Annotated in this window: 22 protein-coding genes; 9 read left to right on the top strand and 13 right to left on the bottom strand. The window is 55.0% G+C overall.

Going from position 1 to position 19,821, the window contains the following annotated elements; all coding sequences use genetic code 11:
- Positions 1-247 precede the first annotated feature (247 nt).
- Both Pr1d_RS24280 and Pr1d_RS24275 read right to left on the bottom strand, forming a co-directional pair.
- A complete protein-coding gene (locus Pr1d_RS24280; RefSeq protein WP_148075948.1) occupies positions 248-1,339 on the bottom strand; it encodes a PA0069 family radical SAM protein in 1,092 nt (363 codons plus the stop codon).
- Between the two features lie 67 nt (positions 1,340-1,406).
- A complete protein-coding gene (locus Pr1d_RS24275; protein WP_148075947.1) occupies positions 1,407-1,829 on the bottom strand; it encodes a DUF805 domain-containing protein in 423 nt (140 codons plus the stop codon).
- A 220-nt stretch (positions 1,830-2,049) separates the two neighbouring features.
- Here Pr1d_RS24275 and Pr1d_RS24270 point away from each other — a divergent pair, with 220 nt between their 5' ends.
- A complete protein-coding gene (locus Pr1d_RS24270) occupies positions 2,050-2,547 on the top strand; it encodes an FxsA family protein (RefSeq protein ID WP_168205467.1) in 498 nt (165 codons plus the stop codon).
- Positions 2,548-2,640: 93 nt separating this feature from the next.
- Here the strand turns inward: Pr1d_RS24270 and Pr1d_RS24265 are convergent, their stop codons facing one another.
- The 9 genes from Pr1d_RS24265 to Pr1d_RS24225 form a co-directional block, all read right to left on the bottom strand.
- Complete coding sequence (locus Pr1d_RS24265; RefSeq protein ID WP_238476583.1) at positions 2,641-4,305, bottom strand: cytochrome c peroxidase; 1,665 nt, start codon at positions 4,303-4,305, stop codon at positions 2,641-2,643.
- Positions 4,306-4,434: 129 nt separating this feature from the next.
- On the bottom strand, positions 4,435-4,962 hold the full coding sequence (gene tpx / locus Pr1d_RS24260) for a thiol peroxidase (protein WP_148075945.1): 528 nt from the start codon (positions 4,960-4,962) through the stop codon (positions 4,435-4,437).
- 115 nt (positions 4,963-5,077) lie between these two features.
- Complete coding sequence (locus Pr1d_RS24255) at positions 5,078-5,599, bottom strand: hypothetical protein (protein WP_148075944.1); 522 nt, start codon at positions 5,597-5,599, stop codon at positions 5,078-5,080.
- 158 nt (positions 5,600-5,757) lie between these two features.
- Positions 5,758-8,169, bottom strand: coding sequence for a tetratricopeptide repeat protein (locus Pr1d_RS24250; protein WP_168205466.1), 2,412 nt, complete (start codon positions 8,167-8,169; stop codon positions 5,758-5,760).
- A 61-nt stretch (positions 8,170-8,230) separates the two neighbouring features.
- A complete protein-coding gene (locus Pr1d_RS24245; RefSeq protein WP_148075942.1) occupies positions 8,231-9,139 on the bottom strand; it encodes a TIGR01777 family oxidoreductase in 909 nt (302 codons plus the stop codon).
- Positions 9,140-9,289: 150 nt separating this feature from the next.
- Complete coding sequence (locus Pr1d_RS24240) at positions 9,290-10,234, bottom strand: formylglycine-generating enzyme family protein (protein ID WP_148075941.1); 945 nt, start codon at positions 10,232-10,234, stop codon at positions 9,290-9,292.
- 33 nt (positions 10,235-10,267) lie between these two features.
- Positions 10,268-11,113 carry a rhomboid family intramembrane serine protease gene (locus Pr1d_RS24235; RefSeq protein WP_148075940.1) on the bottom strand — a complete coding sequence of 282 codons (846 nt, stop codon included), beginning with the start codon at positions 11,111-11,113 and terminating at the stop codon, positions 10,268-10,270.
- Positions 11,114-11,273: 160 nt separating this feature from the next.
- Positions 11,274-12,530, bottom strand: coding sequence for a hypothetical protein (locus tag Pr1d_RS24230; RefSeq protein ID WP_148075939.1), 1,257 nt, complete (start codon positions 12,528-12,530; stop codon positions 11,274-11,276).
- A 70-nt stretch (positions 12,531-12,600) separates the two neighbouring features.
- Positions 12,601-12,990 carry an aminotransferase class I/II-fold pyridoxal phosphate-dependent enzyme gene (locus Pr1d_RS24225; RefSeq protein WP_168205465.1) on the bottom strand — a complete coding sequence of 130 codons (390 nt, stop codon included), beginning with the start codon at positions 12,988-12,990 and terminating at the stop codon, positions 12,601-12,603.
- Here Pr1d_RS24225 and Pr1d_RS26815 point away from each other — a divergent pair.
- Positions 12,903-13,172 carry a DUF4160 domain-containing protein gene (locus Pr1d_RS26815; protein WP_148075937.1) on the top strand — a complete coding sequence of 90 codons (270 nt, stop codon included), beginning with the start codon at positions 12,903-12,905 and terminating at the stop codon, positions 13,170-13,172. The two genes, Pr1d_RS24225 and Pr1d_RS26815, sit on opposite strands and share 88 nt — an antisense overlap.
- 18 nt (positions 13,173-13,190) lie before the next feature.
- On the top strand, positions 13,191-13,433 hold the full coding sequence (locus Pr1d_RS24215) for a DUF2442 domain-containing protein (protein WP_210417824.1): 243 nt from the start codon (positions 13,191-13,193) through the stop codon (positions 13,431-13,433).
- Between the two features lie 10 nt (positions 13,434-13,443).
- Here Pr1d_RS24215 and Pr1d_RS24210 read toward each other — a convergent pair whose 3' ends face one another.
- A complete protein-coding gene (locus Pr1d_RS24210) occupies positions 13,444-14,625 on the bottom strand; it encodes an aminotransferase class I/II-fold pyridoxal phosphate-dependent enzyme (RefSeq protein ID WP_148075935.1) in 1,182 nt (393 codons plus the stop codon).
- Positions 14,626-14,703: 78 nt separating this feature from the next.
- Between Pr1d_RS24210 and Pr1d_RS24205 the strand changes: the two genes are divergently transcribed.
- The 4 genes from Pr1d_RS24205 to Pr1d_RS24190 all read left to right on the top strand — a co-directional run bounded on the left by Pr1d_RS24205 (position 14,704) and on the right by Pr1d_RS24190 (position 18,027).
- On the top strand, positions 14,704-15,282 hold the full coding sequence (locus Pr1d_RS24205; RefSeq protein ID WP_238476582.1) for an RNA polymerase sigma factor: 579 nt from the start codon (positions 14,704-14,706) through the stop codon (positions 15,280-15,282).
- Positions 15,270-16,643: an anti-sigma factor family protein gene (locus Pr1d_RS24200; protein WP_148075934.1), complete on the top strand. Its 1,374-nt coding sequence runs from the start codon at positions 15,270-15,272 to the stop codon at positions 16,641-16,643. The genes Pr1d_RS24205 and Pr1d_RS24200 overlap by 13 nt, the downstream gene beginning before the upstream one ends.
- An 82-nt stretch (positions 16,644-16,725) precedes the next feature.
- The gene (locus Pr1d_RS24195) at positions 16,726-16,941 is read left to right on the top strand and encodes a CDGSH iron-sulfur domain-containing protein (RefSeq protein WP_148075933.1); all 216 of its coding nucleotides are present in this window, start codon (positions 16,726-16,728) and stop codon (positions 16,939-16,941) included.
- A gap of 255 nt (positions 16,942-17,196) precedes the next feature.
- Complete coding sequence (locus Pr1d_RS24190) at positions 17,197-18,027, top strand: hypothetical protein (protein ID WP_148075932.1); 831 nt, start codon at positions 17,197-17,199, stop codon at positions 18,025-18,027.
- 43 nt (positions 18,028-18,070) lie between these two features.
- Here Pr1d_RS24190 and Pr1d_RS24185 read toward each other — a convergent pair whose 3' ends face one another.
- Entirely contained in the window at positions 18,071-18,550 is a 480-nt protein-coding gene (locus Pr1d_RS24185; RefSeq protein WP_148075931.1) for a hypothetical protein, read from the bottom strand.
- A 360-nt stretch (positions 18,551-18,910) separates the two neighbouring features.
- Between Pr1d_RS24185 and Pr1d_RS24180 the strand changes: the two genes are divergently transcribed.
- Complete coding sequence (locus tag Pr1d_RS24180; protein ID WP_148075930.1) at positions 18,911-19,153, top strand: hypothetical protein; 243 nt, start codon at positions 18,911-18,913, stop codon at positions 19,151-19,153.
- 142 nt (positions 19,154-19,295) lie between these two features.
- Positions 19,296-19,802, top strand: a complete 507-nt coding sequence (locus Pr1d_RS24175; protein WP_168205464.1) for a DinB family protein — start codon at positions 19,296-19,298, stop codon at positions 19,800-19,802.
- The last annotated feature ends 19 nt before the right edge of the window (positions 19,803-19,821 follow it).

The following is a 19,821-nucleotide window of genomic DNA, read 5'->3' as shown; positions in this document are numbered from 1 at the left end:
GCCAACCAATAAGCCAAGCCCAGGAGCAGCCCAACTCGGATACCCAGCACGTGATGGTTTTTCGCCCATGCGTGCATTGTAGCATTACGCAGCCAAATGGGTAGTAATTCTAGAATTCAAAGATTTTAAACGCAGAGGCGCAGAGAAGAGATTTGAATTGAGATTTCTCTGCGAATCTCTGCGGCTCAGCGCACTCTGCGTTTAATCGAATTCTGAGAACTCCAGGCGCTTATGCTTCTGGCTCGCCTTAAAACAAGGACATCTGCCCGCTCTTCGCGCGTGGTGGGTGGAATTGCGAGCAGTCCAACGGCGGCAACTTGCCCGCTAGCCCGTACTTTGCCGCGAAGACACGAAACGTCTGTGCGATCTGATCGGCGATCTCTCCCGTGCCTCGCATCCGTTCACCGAAACGCGCACTATTAACGCGCCCACCGCGCGTGGAGCGAATTCGATTTTTCACCTTTTCTGCCTGGTCCGGAACCTGGCGCTCGAGCCAGTCAAAAAACACGGGACGAACGGTCGTTGGTAGTCGCAGCAGGACAAATGCCGCGCCTTGAGCACCCGCTTCGCTTGCCGCACGTAAGATGCTCGGTAGTTCGCTATCATTGAGACCGGGGATCATGGGGGCAGCCATCACAAACGTCGAAACGCCTGCTGAGGAAAGTTCTTCTACCGCAGCAAGTCGTGCCGCCGGGCTGCTAGTGCGGGGTTCCATCACGCGAGTAAGCGATTGATTTAGACTCGTGATACTCACCGCCACACGAACCAGATTCTTAGCCGCCAGTTCCCTCAATAGATCCAGGTCGCGCAGGACCAAGGCATTCTTGGTGATCAGATGCACGGGCTGATTCGCCTCCAGCACCACCTCCAGGCAAGCACGCGTCAAACGAAACTCACGCTCGGCGGGCTGATAACAGTCGGTTACACCCGAGAAGGTGATCGGCTCCGGTCGCCAGGCAGGCCGCGCCAGCCAATCGCGCAGGAGGTCACCGGCGCGATGCTTGACCATCACCTTCGTTTCAAAATCAATCCCCGCCGAGAGCCCTAGATATTCATGCGTTGGCCTCGCATAGCAATAGCTACACCCATGGGCACACCCGCGATAGGGATTCACACTATAGCGAAACGGAATGTCTGGACTGTCGTTCTCGCTAATGATCGATTGCGAATTGTCCGGCAAGTACACCGTGCGCGGCCGCCCCAATTCGGTGAGATACTCCTCGTCCTCAGCCACATGTTCCCAGTCGGCCTCCTGCAAAACGTGCAGATAGGGATTGGCCGGCTGAATACCGGAGCCGCGTCCGTGGATTTTGGGTGATTGGTTTGGTTCGTTCGCCATGATGTATAGTATACATGCGAACACATTCCCAAGGTCAAGATAGGTTTTGCAGGGTAACACCTGCTTCTCAAATGTTGTTAGGATTAGCCCCCATGAGACCAACATGGACTCCACGCCTTTGTAGATACGTGGTGGCTTTCTGATTAATCACAAGTAACGTGATAAGCCCAACAAGAGGAACCAAAATTAAGATGGCACATAATACCGCGATTCCGGTACTGAACAGTTCTCTCGCCAACTTGAAAATGGCATAGATCGAGAAGAAAAAAACGATAATCGACAAGATACGGTCCGCAAACTTAAGTGCTGGGGCTTCGTCGTTTACACTTGCAATTATGAACAGAATATACAGGGTGACATTTGCGAGTACTGCAAAGAGAACCCAGCGTTGATACTTTGCCACACGTCGCATCTCGTCGAATCGATCGCCAGTTTGCGAGGGCGTGTCCCTCTCGATGTTCTCGGGGTCGCCAGAGAATGGATAGCTCATGTTTCACTTTTTCCGATCTGTCCAATGGAAAAGAAACTTTAGCATGATTCCGACGGAGCCGGTTCGTGCGATTCTGAGCCGTAGAGTATGGGCAGACAAGAAAATCGCGTCAATTTGTATTCCAACATCAACTATCAGAAATAATCGCGAAGTCCGAAAGAAGGCTTGTCTTTCTACGGGCCTACTAATATACACCCCAACCCCGTACCATGAAGACATCATGCTACAACTCTTACTCCTATTCACGCTCCTACCCCTTACCGAGCTTTGGCTCCTGGTTCAGTTGAGCGGTGTGTTTGGCTTCTGGACAACGATAGCTGTCGTCTTGGCCACGGGAATTGCAGGCGCGGCATTGGCCCGCTGGCAGGGCTTTCAGGCGCTCAATCGCATGCAGAGTGAAATGCAGCAAGGGATGCTCCCGGCCAAAGCCTTGGGCGATGGGGCACTGATCCTGGTTGCCGGACTGCTGCTCATCACCCCCGGTGTACTCACCGACATCTTCGGACTGTCTCTGTTGATTCCACCGTTGCGTTCGCTGGTGATGAAAGGCGTACGCCACTGGTTTGCGAAGAATGTCCGAGTGCAGTCGGTCAACGTTTGGGATGGCACCGGCGAGGATACGGTGCGCGGCAATTCGACCGTGGTCGAAGGTCGCGTGATCGATGCCCATGTCGTTGATGAAAGCGAAGCCAAAGCGCCAGCGGACCAACAGCCATAATAGCCGTCGGCGGAAGCCGATGGTTTTCTTCTCTGGCATTCAACCATCGGCTTCCGCCGAAGGCTGTTAAAGAGAATAGGAAGTTTATGAGAACTACTTCGGTAGGCGACCCGTTTCCACGGGTGGCAGCGAACCGGTGAGTCCTTCTTTCATGAACGCCACGAGGTCCGCTTTGTCCTGATCGGTGAGATCGAGCTTCTTCACCTTCTCGCTCAGGTGGGGATTCGGATGTCCTCCTTTGACGTACCATTCGACTACCTCTTCGAGCGTCTCCTGCGAACCATCGTGCATGTAGGGACCCGTCTGTGCAATATTGCGAACCGTGGGTGTCTTGAACGCCCCGCGCTCGACGTCTTCTTTCGTCACTTCATACCGACCTAGATCGGGTTCGTCGGCATCCATCCCCACGCCGAGATTGTGGTATTTCTCGTCGGTGAAGTTGGCACCCACGTGGCAGGCGGTGCAGCCAGCTTTGTCGCTAAAGAAAAGTTCTCCACCGCGAACTGCCGACTCGCTGATGGGGTTGGCTTCGCTTGCCTTCTTTAGCTCCATGTAGTCGTTGTAGAGTTCTTCATCCTCTTCCTGCAGGGCATCGAGGTCTTCGATGTCAGCCGCGTAGGCCCGCTCGAAATTCTTGAGCTCCTGGTAATGGTCCCATGGCGCGGGGCCGGTCACTAGCGTTCGCTCAAAACTGGCAATCGCTTTACCCGCGTTTTCAATCGTCTCGCCATCTTCAAAAATAGCTGTAAATTGCTTTTGATAACCGGGAACCCCGGAGATTGTTTGCATTACCACTTCATGGGTATTGCCCATTTCAATGGGATTGGCCATCGGACCGATCGCCTGGTCTTCGAGCGAGGCGGCACGACCGTCCCAGAACTGCGCACTGCTCACTATGCGGTTGTAGGCGACCGGCGAGTTGCGATTCCCTTCCTGTTTTTTCACGCCCACTCCAAAACGCGTATCTTTGGCATAACCATGCTCCGGATCATGGCAACTTGCACAGCTAATGGTATCGTCAACGGATAACCGTGTGTCAAAATACAGTTGCCGACCCAGTTCGATTTTCGCCCGAGTGAGTGGATTTTCTTCAATCCCTGCAATCGCCGAGGCACCGGCCTCAAGCCCCAGGGGGAGTTCCGGTAGCAACACGGCGTGATTCTTAGGATCGCCGAGCCAGGTTTCGATTTGCTCCATCGTGAGATCTCCCTCGCCAGGAATGCCGCCTAGGAGTGCGCCGTCGCCAAGCTTTACATTCTCGGGCTCGGTACTGGGTTTAGGTGGGGCGCTGGTTTCGGGTTGAGATTTCGGTTTGGGATCGGTACTGGGTTTGGTTTCAGGTTCAGTGGAAGGGGTTGATTCCGATTTGGGTTCGGGCTTTGGGGTGGGTTTCGGGTTCGCTGAAGCGACCTCCGCCGTTGGTTCTTCTTTTACCTTGGGGGCTTCTGCTTCTGGTGACGATGGTTTCGCGTCGTCCGTCGCGAGTTCCCCCTTGGTATCCCTATTGTGCAAGAGCTTCTTGAGTTTTCCGTCCACGGTATCGAGTTTCTTTGGAGAAGCACCCTCAACTGCCGTATCCAGTTTTCCAGAATACTCGGCCAACTTCTTCGGAGAAATCTCATTGGGCGGATCTTCATTGGGAGCAACGACCGCGGCATGGTCCCCCTTCTCGGCGGCGGCCCTCCTTTTGCTCTGCCAGTTGTTGATCACCAGCGCAACGATGACCAAAGCGATAACGATCGCCAGAAATCTACCCATGGTTCTTCGTTCCCAATAAGAGTTTGTCGTCCTTAGCCGGAGGGCCACGCCCTCCGGGAGTCAAGCACGTGAGATCTCGGAGTCAGGTGTGCCTCCGGCTAAGGTTTTTCATCGTGAACACCAGCGCAATTAAGCAGCTTGCAGTTGGCCTTGCAGGGCTTCCATTGCTGCATCGTAATTGGGTTCGCTGGTTACTTCAGGCACGTACTCGGCGTAAACCACGTTGCCATCGGCATCGAGCACAAAGGTTGCCCGGCAGAGAATCTTGAGTTCCTCGATCAGAGTGCCCCAGTTGTTGCCAAAAGTGCGATCTTGGTAGTCACTGGCCGATTGGATGTTGGTGATGTTTTCGGCACCACAAAAGCGATTCATCGCAAACGGCAGATCGAGACTCACCGTGACGGCATTCACGCGGTCGCCAAGTTCTCCAAGGGTTTCGTTAAACTTCTTGGTTTGCGTCTGGCAGACAGGCGTGTCGAGCGAAGGAACCACGCTAAGAATCGTGGGCTTGCCCTTCATGTCGGCCAGCGTGAGTTCTTGCATGCCCTCCTTGAAGAAGTGCAGTTTGAAATCAGGGGCCGGCTTGCCCGTCTCGACGGCATCGCCTGCGAGAGTCATAGGATTGCCTTTGAACGTAATTGCTCCGGAACGTGACATGGTGGGACCTTTCATATGGGTAATTGGGGGTGGGAGATTCGATTTGAAACAACCCTCAGTATCGACTTTTGAGGGCTGCTTTCAAGGGCCTGCTCCCGTGGAGCGAACTCCTGTACTAACGCCCAACCGCCGCCTGGTAACAGAAATCGAACAACATCTGCCATTCCAGATGTTGCTGAGAACGCAAAGGCGAGATTTCAGCTTGATTACCGCTGCCCACGGCCCGCTCGCAGTCGTCGACAAAACTAAACGGATCCCAGTTATGTGAGTGCTCAGCCATCTCGTCAAATACCGGATGTTCGCCGACGCGGCGCATCCAGTACTTGGCATTGGAATAATCCCCTTCGCGGCGATGCATGATTCCATGCCAGTAGCTTCCCGAGGGCGTAGAGATCCCTTGGCTGATCGTGTGGGACTCATCAAGAAAATTGTGCAGCAGCCACACTCCCGACAAACAACACCGAGCCATGTCGGTGTCCACAATCGAGACATGCTCAAAAGTGCTCTCAAGCGATAAAGCGGAAAGGGCAGGGCGGTTTGCGATATCTGCGTCGCCCGCATCCAGAGACATCGGCTCGGCCGACGCGATCAGTTCTGCCAACGCCGGGCCATACTTCGTAGGATCAAAGTTCGACATGTGCTCAATGGTAACCCATTGAGCCAAGAATTTCTACACAGGCACATTCCTAGTAGCCGTTGGCGCCAGGCCTGCGGATTTCCTGCTACTTCAACCATGGGCTCCCGCCAATGGCTAGAAAAGATCAGCGAGCCCTGAGAGTAAACCTACTCACCTACTCACCTCCGCGAACTCTCCAGTCCCTCTCCGCTGCCGAGTTTGCGGGCAAGCAGCTGATAACGAGCGGCTGGTTCATCTTTGCCCAAGGCCTGATACATGGCCGAGAGATTCTCATAAGGAATGGCAAGCGACGTCGATCCGAGTAACCCGGCGTCGACTGCTTGCTCAATTAAATCGACTCCAGCAAGCGTCAGTTCTACGGCGCGCTCTCGCTCGTTAGTGCGCCAGTAGGAAACTCCCATGCTCACCAAGGCATCACCATGTTGTTGAGGCACGGCCAATGTCGTTACTGGCACAGGGTTGAGCAACAAATCAGCAGCCTGATGATACCATTTGCAGGCAGCCTCATGGTCGTCTTCATGAATCGCATAGACGGCACCGATCTGAAAGTACAGCCGTCCCATGGTGTAACCCGTATCAGGCAATTCGTCACGTTGTCGTGATAGCTCACTGAGTTTTTCTTCGGCCAGCTCACCGAATCGCTTGGCCGACGCCGCCTGGCTGCGGACATGTTCTATATCGGCAGCATGCAGATAAGCCATTCCCAATTGCCAATCGAATTGGCTACAAGTGAGTCGATCCGTGATCGCCTCTTCCAACAGGCGCACAGTCTCTTCAGATTCTTCGATCCACAATTTGGGATCGATCGGTTTATCCAAATTTGTTGCAGCCGCCAGGCCACTCACCGCGACTTGGAGTCGTCGTGGCAGATAAATAGAATCCTCAGCAATCAGGGCTTCAGCCAGTCCAGATGCCCGTTCGAGCCACTGGGGTACGGCGCGGTTCTTATCTTGGAAATTCCCTTGGGCAATCTGCATAGCAATTGCCAGATGGGCGTCAATCAACAAACATTGTGCTGCGTGGCGTGACTCCGTGTTTTCGCTATTGGCCAGTTTGTCAGCAATTTCGATCGCCTTGGTGTGCAAGGGAATTGCCTTCTGGGCAACATCATTCGAGCCAAGCGAAGCCAACTGTGCCATTTCTTCCAGGGCACGCGCCTTATCCATCGGTTTGACACCGCTCCCTTCGAGAACCTGCTTAGCTTGATCCACGGCCTGATCGTAACGCGCCAACTGGCTCAAACACTTCGCCCATTGCAGTCGGTTGGGATGGTGGTCGGGCTCCAAGTCAACAGCTTCGGCGGCATAGCGCTCCGCGGTGATGGCTTTGCCGACGGACAAGTAGTAATCCGCCAATCGTCGTCTTGCCTCGGCGGAATTGCGATCCATCATCACCACTTGTTCCAAGTCAGCAATGCTCTGGGACAAGTTCGCGCGTGCGGTCTCTTTGGCCCGCAGCAGAAACGCTGCCGGGTTGATGGTCTCTAGCAGCACATCGCTCACTTGCTCTTCGAGAGTGTCGGTCTCTTCATCCGAGGCGACCACCATGCCGGCGGTGCTGGATACCGTCAGCACGACACCCCGTTCGGGATAGACATGAGCAAATTGCGACTTCTTGGCGTCACTCACAGTCACCGGTCGGCACTCTTCCAATTCCAAGCTGGCTATCATCTCGCTCGTCGGCAGAGGTTTCTCGAGGATGATGGCGATAGATTTCACTCGGTCTTTTTCAAAAGTAGCATCCACCGAGCGCAGACCTTCGAATTGATAGTGGAGTGTTTCTCCCTGGGTATCGCCAGATTCGGGAGTTCCCCAATCGGCAAGGACCTCGCTGCGAAGTGAGACTCCAGGAGTAATACCGTGGAAAGTGACTGCCTCAAGTCCGACCAGGCCTTCAACCGAAAGTTCTTCGTCCGTGCTTTCAATAGAGAGCTCGGTTTCAATGTCTTCCGCTTCTTCCGCTAGATCAGATATCAGCGGGTGCCTATCGTTTTCGGGTTGGGAAATCCTCTCGGGGGTCAAATCGGTTTCGGTGATTCCCGTTTTGCGAGGTTCTGCCAAATCGGGTTCATACTGCGAAATATTCGCGATCGGTTCGAGCCGCCTTCGCTTGCGAGTCTTCGCAGGGGCAGCAGTAGGTTCTGCCTCGGCAATGGCGCCTTTGGCGACGAGAATGGACTTTTCGGCCTTGGGTCGTTCGGCTATTTGTTCGTAGCCTACGTCGTCCTGCTCGGCGAAAGCAGTACCAGCCAATAGCAACCCCGCGAACGATAACCCCGCTAGTCGCGTGGCTCCGTTGGCAAACATCTTTTTCGAATAGCCCCCTCGCATGGAACGCTCCTCCTCAGCGTGTAACCCTTCGCCAACCGCGTCGAATGGCGAGAGTGTTTCGTTCAACAACCTCGTAGGGTTGATTTGGTCAAAGACCACCTGCGAGTACGCCCATTGCGCACCTCCGCTTCCTCCCTTATCGACTTTGAGGATAATTGCGCCTGCAAAAAATATCGCGAATGCAGAAAAAAGTCTGCTTGCAGAGAAAGCCCCGCTGGCAATGCTAGCGCTTCGTAGCATATCCCTGGGCAGGCTTCCAGCATGTCGCTGACGCTCGGCAGGCCAGAAGCCTGCCCCACGATCATTTCAAGAGATGTTCTAGCGCTGTTTTCAATTGCGGATACTGAAAGGCAAACCCCTCCGCGACCAATCGCTGCGGAATCACGCGAGTGCTGGAGAGCAGCAACGCCTCGGCCATCTCGCCAAAGGCCAACTTCGCAGCAAAGGCGGGCATCGGCAGAACCGTCGGCCGGCCCAACACCTTGCCGAGCGTCTTGGTAAACTCGCGATTAGTTACCCACTCGGGAGAGACCAAATTCACCGGGCCGGAAAGAGTGTCATGGGCCAAGGCAAACTGCATCGCACCCACGACATCGTCAAGAGCAATCCAGCTCATCGACTGCTTGCCATCGCCGATCACCCCTCCGACTCCCATCTTGAAAGGGAGTAGCATTGTTTTCAGTGCCCCACCGTTGGGGCTAAGTACCACACCAATGCGTGTATTGACGGTGCGAATACCAGCCTCCTGGGCCGGCAGAGAAGCGCGTTCCCACTGCAAACAGACTTCGGCGAGAAAGTCACCCCCGGGGGAACTCGTTTCATCAAGCTCTGTCGTGCCGCGGTCACCGTAATACCCGATCGCCGAGGCACACACAAACGCCCGAGGTTTGCGTTGCATCTTGGCAATCGCTTCACTGATCAGGCTAGTTCCCTTTGTCCGACTTTCAAGAATCTGTTTTTTATACGACTCGGTCCACCGCTTGCCAGCGATGTTCGCGCCGGCCAGATGCACGATCGAGTCAATCCCCTCGAGTTTCTGCTGGTCGATTTCTTCTAAGACAGGGGACCAATGGATTTCTTCCTGGGGATTCTGAACATTCTCTCGAACCGCGCGCAGTACTTTGTGCCCATCGGCTTCGAGTGCCTTGGTCAAGGCAGAGCCGATGAGCCCTGAGGCACCAGTGATCAGGATCGTTTGAGATTCAGACATGTTTTCTATCCCGTTGTGTCAGGCTCCTAGTATAACCGATTTCGAGGGAGGCAATTAACCCAGGCAGAAAAACGAACTTTCATGCAATTTAGTAGCCATTGCTGGATAGCCATGGGTGCATTGAGGTGAACCACCGCCCCCCGGCGATGGCTATTCCTTCACATCCCGAGCACAGCGAAAGCCGATGTAGTCGCTGGTCGTTGTCGGAGCAGCATGTTCGCGGTCGCCAACTTGCAAGCCGTTTCCTTTCTCGCTCGTGGAGCGCCAGCTCCCGCCACGCAGCACACGTTCGGTGCCTGTCGTGGGACCATCGCCGGTATCCGCACGGCTACTTCCATAAGCATCGTCTGCGTACCAATCAGCACACCAACAGGCAGCATTGCCCGCCATGTCGAACAAGCCATAGGAGTTTGCAGAGAACGATTCTACGGGCGACACTCCATAAAAACCATCAAGCTGCAAGTTGGTAAACGGAAACTTGCCTTGCCAGTAGTTGGCTTGCAGCCGATTACTCAAAGTCAGTTCCCGACCCCATGCGTAGGCCGTGTCGCTAAGTCCCCCTCGGGATGCGAATTCAAATTCCGCCTCGGTGGGAAGACGTTTGCCTGCCCAGGCGGCGTAAGCCACCGCATCAGACCAGCTCACATGCACCACGGGGTATTCAGCTTTGCCTACCAGCGAACTATCGGCGCCCGTCGGATGACGCCAGCTTACTCCTTCGGTTTCATTCCAACGAGCCCGATTGCGATCGAACAAGAGCGACCAACCTTGTTGTTCGGCCGTGGTTGTGTAGTCCGTCGCTGCGACAAACGCCTCGAATTCCCGGTTCGTAACAGGAGTCCTGTCGAGCCAGAATGATTTCAACCGCACTCGATGCACGGGGCGTTGGTCAACCGGGCCAGGGCGTGGCGTCCCCATCAGGAAGACGCTTTCGGGCAACCGTACCATGCCGTCGGCACGGGGAAGAGGAACGATTGTGACAGCAGCAACGGACTCCGGATTCGGTTCGTTATCAACATCGCGCAGACCGTACGCAAAGGGAAGCGGCAGCAGGGCCGCTAGAAGCCAAAGCAATCTCTTTCGCTGTCGAACCATACTTGTGCGATTCCTTTCGCGCGAGCAGTTTGCCTACAAATTGCGGCGATTCTGATACTGACGACTGGCCTTTTCCAAAATTCGTCTCTCACGCCAGGTGAGACTCTCACGACCTTGCTCTTGGATCTTTTGCAGCACGCGATCGACTTCGAGGTCAGAGGCATTCTCTTCATCTGGCTCATGAACTCGCAACGAAGGACCTTTCATCTTCGGCAGGCCACCAAAAAGTCGATGGAATAGCGTAGCGGGGGTCCACTCAGTCATGAAGAATAACCAGCCATAGAGGGCTCCACCTAAATGGGCAGTGAAGGCGATATCGCCCCCGCGCGACATGGCGCCTTGCAGATCCATCAGCACCAGTCCAATTGCCAATACCCACATGGGAATCGGAATGGGAATCGGGAACACCATTCCCTTGGCGTGGGGGAACTTCAGTGCAAACAGAATCACAACGGCGACCACACCCCCCGAGGCACCCATGACGATTCCGGCAGGTCGGCCCATGCTTGCCTCAGATAGCGACCAAATTAGCCCAGCCACCACAATCGCTGTCAGATACAGCCACGTGTATCGCTCCCTGCCATAGACGCGTTCCACCTGGTTGCCAAAGCTCCACAGGGCAAACATGTTGAACCCAATGTGCCAGAGAGAATTAGGATCATGCAGGAAGCCATAGGTAAGCAGCCGATATGCATTCCATGGCCTGCTGTACCAATCAGGATACAAGACAAACTTCTCGGTAAATGGCATACCGAGGAAAAGCTGCAAGAGATAGCAGCCTATCGTGATCAGGATAATTCGGTTGGTAATCGAACCAGGCAATCGGAGTTGCACTCCCTGCTGAGGTTCATGAGCATAGTCGCGATCGTAGAGTCCCATGCAATTAATCGTAGCTTACGATGGACTCCGAGACTACGCCAAGAAATGTCAAGTCATCCTCGCGCAGGCGGGTATCTAGTAGGCGGCACGTTGCTTCTAGGTTCCCGCCTGCGCGGGAATGACACTTTGAGCCGATGGATTGTTCACTCTGCTAGCGACACTAGGGAATCCCAATCGCCGCCGTCGCCGGGACTGTCGAGTCGATGATCTGACGCAACTCTTGCACCCGTGCCGCCAGCCGATCGGCTAAAGAGGAGTTCTCAGCCAGCAGGCTGTCAATCAACTCTCGTGCGTTTTTGAGAGATTGGCTCACCGCCTTCAGATGCTCGTCAATCGCCTTGCGGTCTTTTTTCATGCCGGCTAAATCTTCCTCGAGCAGCTTGATTTCTTGCTCACGAAACTCCGAAAGCTTCTCGGCACTGGCCAGAGTAGCTGCCCATTTTGCATTGTCCTCAATGAGGGCATCTCGCTTAGCCAAGAGCACCGCCTTTTGACGTCCCAGTTCGGCAAACAGAAACGTGTAATCTCGTAGCGGCCTGTTGTAGACCTTTTTCACCGCTTTGTCCATTTCGTTGGGACCAAGCCGCACATCGTTCTCATCAAAACCAATCACATCGCTAGGGTCATCATCAGGAGTGGCTTCTTGGCCATGCCGCAGGTACTGTTCGACGACCGCAGCAGGGAGTCGTTTACGAAGTTCGGCTTCCTCTATGCCGGCAAACGTATCGTACTTATCGGAGGGCATGGACTCATAGAGACTCCACGGGCCTTCGCTCCGGGCGAGCCGTTCTCCAGTGCGTTGATCCAACAATTGCGTTGACTCGAGGACAACACCAGTTTCGCTGGACTCGACGACTTTGAATTCTCCCAGAAACTGGCGGCCATCCGCTGGGTTGGCTGGATTGGCGTTCCCAGACTCAAATAAATAAACAATGGTCTCGGCATCTAAGCCGTGAGGCTTGGGGTTGGCAATAGAGACTTCAATTTGCCCTTTTTCGTTCAAGGCACCTGCCGGTGCAACCTGTCGCCAGGCACGACCCCGATCACGGGTAAGCATCTGCAGGCGATGCTCAAGCTGAATGATCCCCTTGTCTTCTTCAATTCCTCGCAAGAGGACTTCGTTTTGTTGTTCGAGCGAGGCGAGTTGGCTTTCCATGCCTGGCAGCTTTGCGCGAAGACCACGATGAATTCGCATGGTTTCGGCGGCGAGTATGAGGAAGCCGACCGCGGTGAGCATGATAAACAAGATGAGCACGAATTGGCTCCAATGCCAATTCTTAGCACTCAAGAATACCGACACCAATCCCAGCAACAGGACGATGGCCAATACGATTTGCAGAATGAGTGCCAACAGAGTCTCCTCATCGATCTGTGTGATCGAGCGGTGTAGTTTCAGGGAGGGACGTTGGAAGTACAAAAAGTCCCCTAATATCGATCCTAAGTAGCCAAATGGCCAGCGTCAAGTTTTTACTGGCGGGGAACTTACGTCAAATCGGTATATCCCTCATATCTGGTCCAGGGTGCCGTCCAATCACCTTTAACGTCTCCAGAAGCCGCTCAACCAACTCCCCGGTATGCCCCGCAGTAAAACCAAGCCGCAGCAGCGACTCTCCCGCCGGTACCGAGGGTGGCCGAATGCTCGGTGCCCAGATTCCGCGGTCGCGGAGTTTCGAGGAGATCTCCATCGTCCGTTCAGGCGAGCCGAGAATCACGGGAACAATCTGGCTCTCACTGCGGCCTGTGTCCCAGCCCTCTGTGGCGAGACGCCCTCGCAGGTTATATTGAAATAATGCCTGTATTGTCCAGATTTTATGGAATAGTCGTCTCCATGTATTTTTTGGACAACAAACGGCACAATCTCCCCCATATCCACGCAAGATACCAAAGCGAAGAAGCAGTGTTCGCCATTCCCGATGGTGAGATACTGGAAGGCGGGCTGCCTCCTGGTAAAATTAGATTAGTACAAGCATGGATAGAAATACATCGCCAAGAGTTACTTGACGGTTGGCAGCTTGCGGTTAACGGCGAACTACCCAATAAAATTCCGCCATTGAAATAGGCCGACATGAATCCCCGCGTGAAAACCGTTGTAGCCAAGGATGATCACACACTCGAACTCCAATTCGAGAGTGGTGAAGTTGGCATCTACGATTTCAATCCTCATCTAGAGTTTGGGATTTTTCAAGAGTTGAAGGATCTTGACTATTTTCGCCAAGCGCGGGTTGAAAATGGGACAGTGGCTTGGCCCAACGAACAAGACGTTTGCCCCGACACCCTTTACGAAGGTTCGCTGAAATTAGCGAACCGTGATCAATCTTGACGTGACATCCTCATTCGCTTCGACGCACTTTCTTGAGTGTCTCCAGAAGCCGCTCAACCATCTCCCCGGTATGCCCCGCGGTAAACCCTAGCCGCAACAGCGACTCTCCCGCTGGCACCGAGGGCGGCCGAATGCCTGGTGCCCAGATTCCGCGGTCGCGGAGTTTCTCGGAGATCTCCATCGTCCGTTCAGGCGAGCCGAGAATCACTGGAATAATCTGGCTCTCACTGCGGCCGGTGTTCCAGCCGTCGGCTGTGAGCCGTTCACGCAATTCTGCGGCCCGTTCCAAGAGGCCCCGGCGACGTTCTGGTTCGCGATCTACCAGATCCAGCGCCACTAGCGCCGCGGCACTCACCGCGGCTGGGTGTGCCGTCGAGAAAACATAGGTTCGTGCGGTGTTTGCCAACCAGGAGATGAGCGCTGCCGAGCCGCAGACGTATCCCCCCGCCGCTCCCAAGGCTTTGCCGAACGATCCTACCCGGATATGAACTCTCTCCGGCAATTTAGGATGTGCCGCGGAAAAATGTTCGACCACACCCCGGCCATTCGCTCCGAACACCCCTATCGCATGGGCTTCGTCAACCATCAACATCGCATCGTGTTCGTGAGCCAACTCGGCAATCTGCGGTAGGCGTGCGAGATCGCCATCCATGCTGAACAGCGTGTCTGTCACGATCAACCGCCGCCGATATTTTTTCCCGGCCTCTAAGAGCGTTGCCAGCGCATCGATCTTCGCGTGGGGATAGATGTGACGCTCCGCCCGCGCGAGTCGGCAACCATCGATGATGCTGGCGTGATTCTTCTCATCGCCGTAGATTGCATCCCCCATACCAACCAGTGCCGGGATGATCCCCGCATTGGCGGCAAAGCTGGTTGGAAATAGCAGGGCAGCTTCAGTGCCGAAGAAAGCGGCAAGCCGCTTTTCGAGGGCCTCGTGAACCATCGAGCGACCACTCACGAGCGGACTGGCTCCGCGGCCCACTCCTTGTTGATGGAAGCTTGCGATGGCAGCCTCAGAAAGCCGCTTGTCCGCGGCGAGCCCCAGATAGTCGTTGGACGCAAAATTAATAATCGATTTTCCTGCGACCTCCACGACCGCTCCCGCCGTAGTAAGGGGAGGGGGGAGTGTGCGCAGCAACCCGGCACGTTGCCGCTCGCCAAGCTCGTCGTCTATCCACTGAAGTGGTTCCATGCTTCAATGGTAGCAGATTCGCCCCTGCGGGAACTATTCGTCGCCGTCCTACGTCAAAATAGTAGATGAGTTAAGAGTGTGACCCAGATTCGACCCAGCGACGCCGAGTTGGTGGCAGCTACCCAAGGGGGGGACCGTCAGGCCTTCGGAACGCTTGTGGAGCGGCATCAGGATAGGCTGTTCAATACCTTGCTCCGAGTGCTGGGCAATGCCGAGGATGCCAGCGAGGTGCTGCAGGATGCCTTCGTTCAGGCGTACACCAAGCTCGACACGTTCCGTGGCTCGTCCCAGTTTTATACCTGGATGTATCGTGTGGCATTGAATCTGGCCTGCTCCCATCGCCGGCGGCACAGGCGGCGCGATGAAGAACTGTCGATTGATATGATGAAAGCGAATGTTGGACAAGAGCCGATTGATAACGAAGTCGCACCCGATGAGCGATTGCTGCGAGTCGAACAGGCAGAAGTTATCCAGTCCGCTTTATTGAAGCTTAGCGACGAGCATCGCCAAATATTGGTCCTGCGCGAAATGGAAGACTGCTCCTACGATACCATTGCCGAGATCCTCCAGTTGCCAGTCGGCACCGTCCGCAGCCGCCTGTTCCGCGCTCGAATGCAAATGAAAGAGCTACTAGTTGGAAGTCCATGTCAGAACTAAACAACCAACCCGATTTCGACGACTCTTTGCTGAGCGCCTATGTTGATGGCGAACTCACCGACGAGCAGCGCGCCATGGTCGAGGCACGGTTGGCTGAGGATCCACAGGCCCGGCAGTTGGTCGCCGAATTGGAGGCCGTTTCTTCGAAAGTGCGGTCTCTGCCTCGAGTTAAAGCGACTGAGGACATGCGTGCCGCCGTTTTCCAGCAGATCGACGGGCCCTCAGTTCCCCTTCAACCGAGTGAACTAACTATGCGCAAGCGTCTACTCTGGCCCTTGCTGGCCACGGCGGCGCTATTGATGCTGATGTTCTACCAGCCAGCAGGCAACGAGAAGGAAGTCGAACTTGCCCAAATCGACAAGGCTCCAGTCGGCAAAGAACGAGCTAATGCAAAGGACGAATCCGCTCCCCAGGCATTATCAGAGTTAAAGGCGATCGAAGAGGTACCGAAAGCCGACGCATTCGGCGCGCCCCGTTTGCGAGACGAATCTTCAACGGAGGGAATTGCCGCCGCGCCGAGTGATGAACGGTCTGATATAGTACGGGAAATGGCAACCGATTCCGCTGTTGCACTCGGCGTCGACCACGTTGCAGGCAGCTTGATCGCGCCAGAATCCAACGTGGGACTCGTACATGTCACACTCAAAGACCTGCGTTCGGGCGCAGAACATTTCGATCGTCTACTTGTCGCTAATGACATCCAAATTGTTGACGAGCCCGTCGAACAGGATGCCAAAGCATCATTCCGTGGTTCAGGCTTGTATGCCGAATCTCGTGATGGCGGAGTGGCGGGAGCTGCCTCGCAGAGTGATTCGAGCAAAGATGAATCGAAATCTCTTCAGCCTAAGGGAAAGACGCAGACCCCCGCAGCAGAGATGGTTTTCGTGGAAGCCCCTCCTGAACAACTTGCCAAGTTTTTCTTCGCGTGCAGTCAAGACACCGAAGCGATCCAGTCGCTCACAATCGATGAACCCGCGAATGCGGTCAGCGGTGGAAAACCCACTGAGCAACTCGAACAGTATCGGCAATACGAAAAACCAATGCGTCAGCAAGCCGCCCCACAAAATTATGTCGTCACTCCCGAGCAGCAAGGCGTGATCGCCGCGCTCAACTCGCTTGACCTTGCCTCGGAACCTACGGCGGGCTCCGCTTCAGCGGGCCTGCAACAACAAGCCTGGGCCACCAAGCTACGAAACAATCAATCGCCCGTCGAACGAAAACAACTTGAAGAGCAAATCCAATCTAGACGCAATTTGGATTCTAGCGACAAGAAACGGAAACTTGCCAAGAAAGATGCGGACTCTCCGCCGCCGATGCGCGTACTGTTCCTCCTGCACGAGAGCGAGACGTCAGAGAAATAGTAGGTGACTACGCGCTTGCGCCGTTTTCGAGTATTCTGAACCCTCTAAGCGGTACCTCCTATCTAGAAAGGCAGAGAGTTCTATGTCTGAAGTCAAAATTCGTATGCGTCCCAATGGCCCCTTCGTCGTCGAAGGCCCGTTTCAGTTGTTCGATTCTCAGGGCCAAGCATTCACACTCAATCCCGAAAAACCGGCGATCGCCCTCTGCCGTTGCGGCCACTCAGAAAACAAGCCGTTTTGCGATGGAGCGCACAAGAACTGCGATTTCCAATCGGATGAACGACCACCAACGGTGTAAGTGTTTGCCGACAGGTTTTCCCCAGAAGACGATTGGTTCTGTTGGTGCTGTTCGTCGTGGTCAGAGCACCATCGTGTGTTAAATTCTGCTAGGCGTAGCGGTTGCATGGCTCTGTGGACAAAGTTGCCCCAGAATTCTTCTCGGTGAAGTGGCTGTTAGTGGTGGTGAGTCGGTTGGTAGCCATGCTAGAATCCGCCCCCCGGAGATCGCTTATCCTCTCCGTGCGACTCACACTTCGAAAGGAATCCGCTTCCCATGACACCAGATACCGAGAATACTTCCACAGAAACGCAGACGATTGCTCCTTCGCAAGAGGGTGGCCAGCTTGCCGAGCAGTTCGTCGGCCAGTGGAATCGCTTGGTCAGCACGACCAACTGGGAAAAGGGTCGCATCATCTGTGAATGGCGCGAAGCCCTCATGACCGAGGGCGCCGCCGTGACCGACTACTCGGATGAATCCTGGGCCCAACTCGTGGGTGGCGTCACGAGCCAACATGTTGGTCGCCTGCGGCGAGTTTCCCAGCGCTTCGGCCAAGAGTGGGAACAATACCCGGGCCTTTACTGGAGCCATTTCCAAGCCGCCCTCGACTGGGACGATGCCCCCATGTGGCTCGAAGGGGCGATTCAAAACGAGTGGTCCGTCTCGCAAATGCGCGGCAAACGTTGGGAAACTCTCGGCACCCCCGAATCCGAACAAAAAACTGAACTAGAGCAGTCTTCAGAATTCGACTCCCCGACGGCGGGACCCGCTTCAGCGGGCCTGCAAGAATCAGAACCCGCTCAAACTACCCCCGCCAAATCAACCCCCGTCAAATCCCTCTCCACACCTGATTCAACACAAGAGAAGACCGTCTCCCAAGATTCCGCTCCCGAAGAGAACGACGAACCTGCCCCCGCCACGACGCAAGCGAAACGCACACGCTTGAATGTCGACGTGGAACTGCTGCCCGACGACTTGGCCGACGCGTTCGAGCAATTCAAACTGGCAATCATCGCCCATCGCCGCGAAGGTTGGCGAGATGCTACCCCAGAAACCGTGTGCGAATGCCTCGACGCCCTCCGCGAGCTGACCCTGGCCGAAGCTTAAGCAGTAGCTTGTCGAACATCCACCGTGGCGGGTGGCTTAGCGGTCACGCACCCGCATATTGCTCGGCATACTCCAGCACCCAGTGCTCGATGAGTTGCCGGAAGTGGTCCAGGTCCACGTCCTTGAGCATTTGATAATGGCTGCGGGTGAAGCTTTCCTTGTTGCGGATTGCTCCACGGGCTTCGATCGAGAGTACATGATATTGATTGTGGGGGGCGACGGTGATTGTCAAGCGACTGAAGAGATTGTCGCGTTTCCCCTCGTTGAGCGACAAATCATCGCGACTCAGCGCAGCACCCCAACCTTTGTCGTCGGCAACCGAGGCAAAATTGAAACCCGGAAACTGATCGGCAAGTTGTTTTAGGCAGTTTTCGATGTGGTCGGTGAGTTCCAGGCGGTAGCCGCTGTGAACCCGGCGGCACTCTTCCTCGCTCATGGCCTTGGCCGCTTCCACCCGTTCCTTTTTGTCACGGGCATGTTGGCCACGTTCGGTCGCTTTTTGTAGTCGTTGTTTAAAATCCATAGTTCTCTTTGCGATGCAATCAGTGCTGGCACTGCGTGTTTGTGAACTGCCGATCTTCGCCCCGATTTGCAATCCTGACAACCCCTACATGGGGCAGCCATCTTGGACATCTAACTGAACTCTATGGCAGCCAAAACGGCTGCCCCACGAGTCGGCTATCTCCCACGCCAGCAAGCCTTTCTCAAATCTGCTAGCAGGCATTGTCGGAAAAATCGTTGTTTTCTTCAAATTGGTTCCAAGTCCATCAACCCGTGCCGCCGATACTTCGAGTACGGACCGGGGGGCGACACTGAGACGGTGCGCGGCAAGGATGCCTGCGCTCACTAATTCGCCCTTATGCGCTGGGAAGGAACCCTCGTTATGCCTACTCATCTGAAGATTTACCGTGGTCCTGTTGAGAACGACTCGCCGGTCGTTACCAAGAACGAAACCGGCGAAGACTGCGTCACAGTCTCGTTTGGCGAGGTCTTGCCCTTAATCGTTGACGCGGTGACTAGCGAGCGAACGTGGCTCAGCGATTTCGATAACGACGATATTACGATCTCACGTGACTTGTACGAAGTACTCTCCGCCTACCAATATTTCCGTCGACCAGGTGCCTGACGAGCACGAATCATATAGTAATAGTTCAACAGCCCGCTGCGTTCTTGCAGCGGGCTGTTTTGCTGCGCGGATTGCAGTTTGCCGGACAAAGGGGATAATGGCTCTACAATTCAGTGCAACTTTCGTCCATGAGGAACCTCCCATGTCCCGCGACCGCATCCAAACCGCAACCGAGCGAATCGAGTTCGCCCGTGGCTACACCAAGCAGTTTCTCACGGAACTCTCCGATGAAGAGTGGTTTTGGACTCCGCCAGGGTTTGTCACCCATGTCGCCTGGCAGGTAGCCCATCTAGCCGCCTCGCAATATAGCCTCTGCCTACTGCGAGTGCGGGGCCATCGAGACAGCGACGACGCAATCATCCCCCAGGAGTTTTTTGAAAATTTCCGCATCGGCTCAACTCCCCTGGCCGGCGCAGCGAACAATCCCCCGCTCTCCGAGATTCAACGGATCTTTGACGGCGTCCAGGCCCAGGTCCTCAGCGAAATCGCCGAGTACACGGATGCAGAATTGGATGTTCCCCTTGATAAACCGCATCCGGCATTCGACACCAAGCTGGGTGCCATCGAGTACAGCCCCCAGCACGAATTGGTTCACGCAGGCCAAATCGCACTGCTGCGCCGCCTGATGGGGAAAGAGTTCAAGCGGTGAACCCCCTTCATGGTAAACA

The sequence above is a fragment of the Bythopirellula goksoeyrii genome (assembly GCF_008065115.1).
GTDB lineage: Bacteria > Planctomycetota > Planctomycetia > Pirellulales > Lacipirellulaceae > Bythopirellula > Bythopirellula goksoeyrii.
This window is presented reverse-complemented; position numbering and strand designations above follow the sequence as displayed.

What these genes read in the sequence shown, in the direction of transcription:
- Pr1d_RS24280 (WP_148075948.1), bottom strand. Translation starts at nt 1,339, where the DNA reads ATGGCGAACGAACCAAACCAATCACCCAAAATCCACGGACGCGGCTCC.
- Pr1d_RS24275 (WP_148075947.1), bottom strand. Translation starts at nt 1,829, where the DNA reads ATGAGCTATCCATTCTCTGGCGACCCCGAGAACATCGAGAGGGACACG.
- Pr1d_RS24270 (WP_168205467.1), top strand. Translation starts at nt 2,050, where the DNA reads ATGCTACAACTCTTACTCCTATTCACGCTCCTACCCCTTACCGAGCTT.
- Pr1d_RS24265 (WP_238476583.1), bottom strand. Translation starts at nt 4,305, where the DNA reads ATGGGTAGATTTCTGGCGATCGTTATCGCTTTGGTCATCGTTGCGCTG.
- tpx (WP_148075945.1), bottom strand. Translation starts at nt 4,962, where the DNA reads ATGTCACGTTCCGGAGCAATTACGTTCAAAGGCAATCCTATGACTCTC.
- Pr1d_RS24255 (WP_148075944.1), bottom strand. Translation starts at nt 5,599, where the DNA reads ATGTCGAACTTTGATCCTACGAAGTATGGCCCGGCGTTGGCAGAACTG.
- Pr1d_RS24250 (WP_168205466.1), bottom strand. Translation starts at nt 8,169, where the DNA reads ATGCTACGAAGCGCTAGCATTGCCAGCGGGGCTTTCTCTGCAAGCAGA.
- Pr1d_RS24245 (WP_148075942.1), bottom strand. Translation starts at nt 9,139, where the DNA reads ATGTCTGAATCTCAAACGATCCTGATCACTGGTGCCTCAGGGCTCATC.
- Pr1d_RS24240 (WP_148075941.1), bottom strand. Translation starts at nt 10,234, where the DNA reads ATGGTTCGACAGCGAAAGAGATTGCTTTGGCTTCTAGCGGCCCTGCTG.
- Pr1d_RS24235 (WP_148075940.1), bottom strand. Translation starts at nt 11,113, where the DNA reads ATGGGACTCTACGATCGCGACTATGCTCATGAACCTCAGCAGGGAGTG.
- Pr1d_RS26815 (WP_148075937.1), top strand. Translation starts at nt 12,903, where the DNA reads ATGCCTGTATTGTCCAGATTTTATGGAATAGTCGTCTCCATGTATTTT.
- Pr1d_RS24210 (WP_148075935.1), bottom strand. Translation starts at nt 14,625, where the DNA reads ATGGAACCACTTCAGTGGATAGACGACGAGCTTGGCGAGCGGCAACGT.
- Pr1d_RS24200 (WP_148075934.1), top strand. Translation starts at nt 15,270, where the DNA reads ATGTCAGAACTAAACAACCAACCCGATTTCGACGACTCTTTGCTGAGC.
- Pr1d_RS24195 (WP_148075933.1), top strand. Translation starts at nt 16,726, where the DNA reads ATGTCTGAAGTCAAAATTCGTATGCGTCCCAATGGCCCCTTCGTCGTC.
- Pr1d_RS24190 (WP_148075932.1), top strand. Translation starts at nt 17,197, where the DNA reads ATGACACCAGATACCGAGAATACTTCCACAGAAACGCAGACGATTGCT.
- Pr1d_RS24185 (WP_148075931.1), bottom strand. Translation starts at nt 18,550, where the DNA reads ATGGATTTTAAACAACGACTACAAAAAGCGACCGAACGTGGCCAACAT.
- Pr1d_RS24180 (WP_148075930.1), top strand. Translation starts at nt 18,911, where the DNA reads ATGCCTACTCATCTGAAGATTTACCGTGGTCCTGTTGAGAACGACTCG.
- Pr1d_RS24175 (WP_168205464.1), top strand. Translation starts at nt 19,296, where the DNA reads ATGTCCCGCGACCGCATCCAAACCGCAACCGAGCGAATCGAGTTCGCC.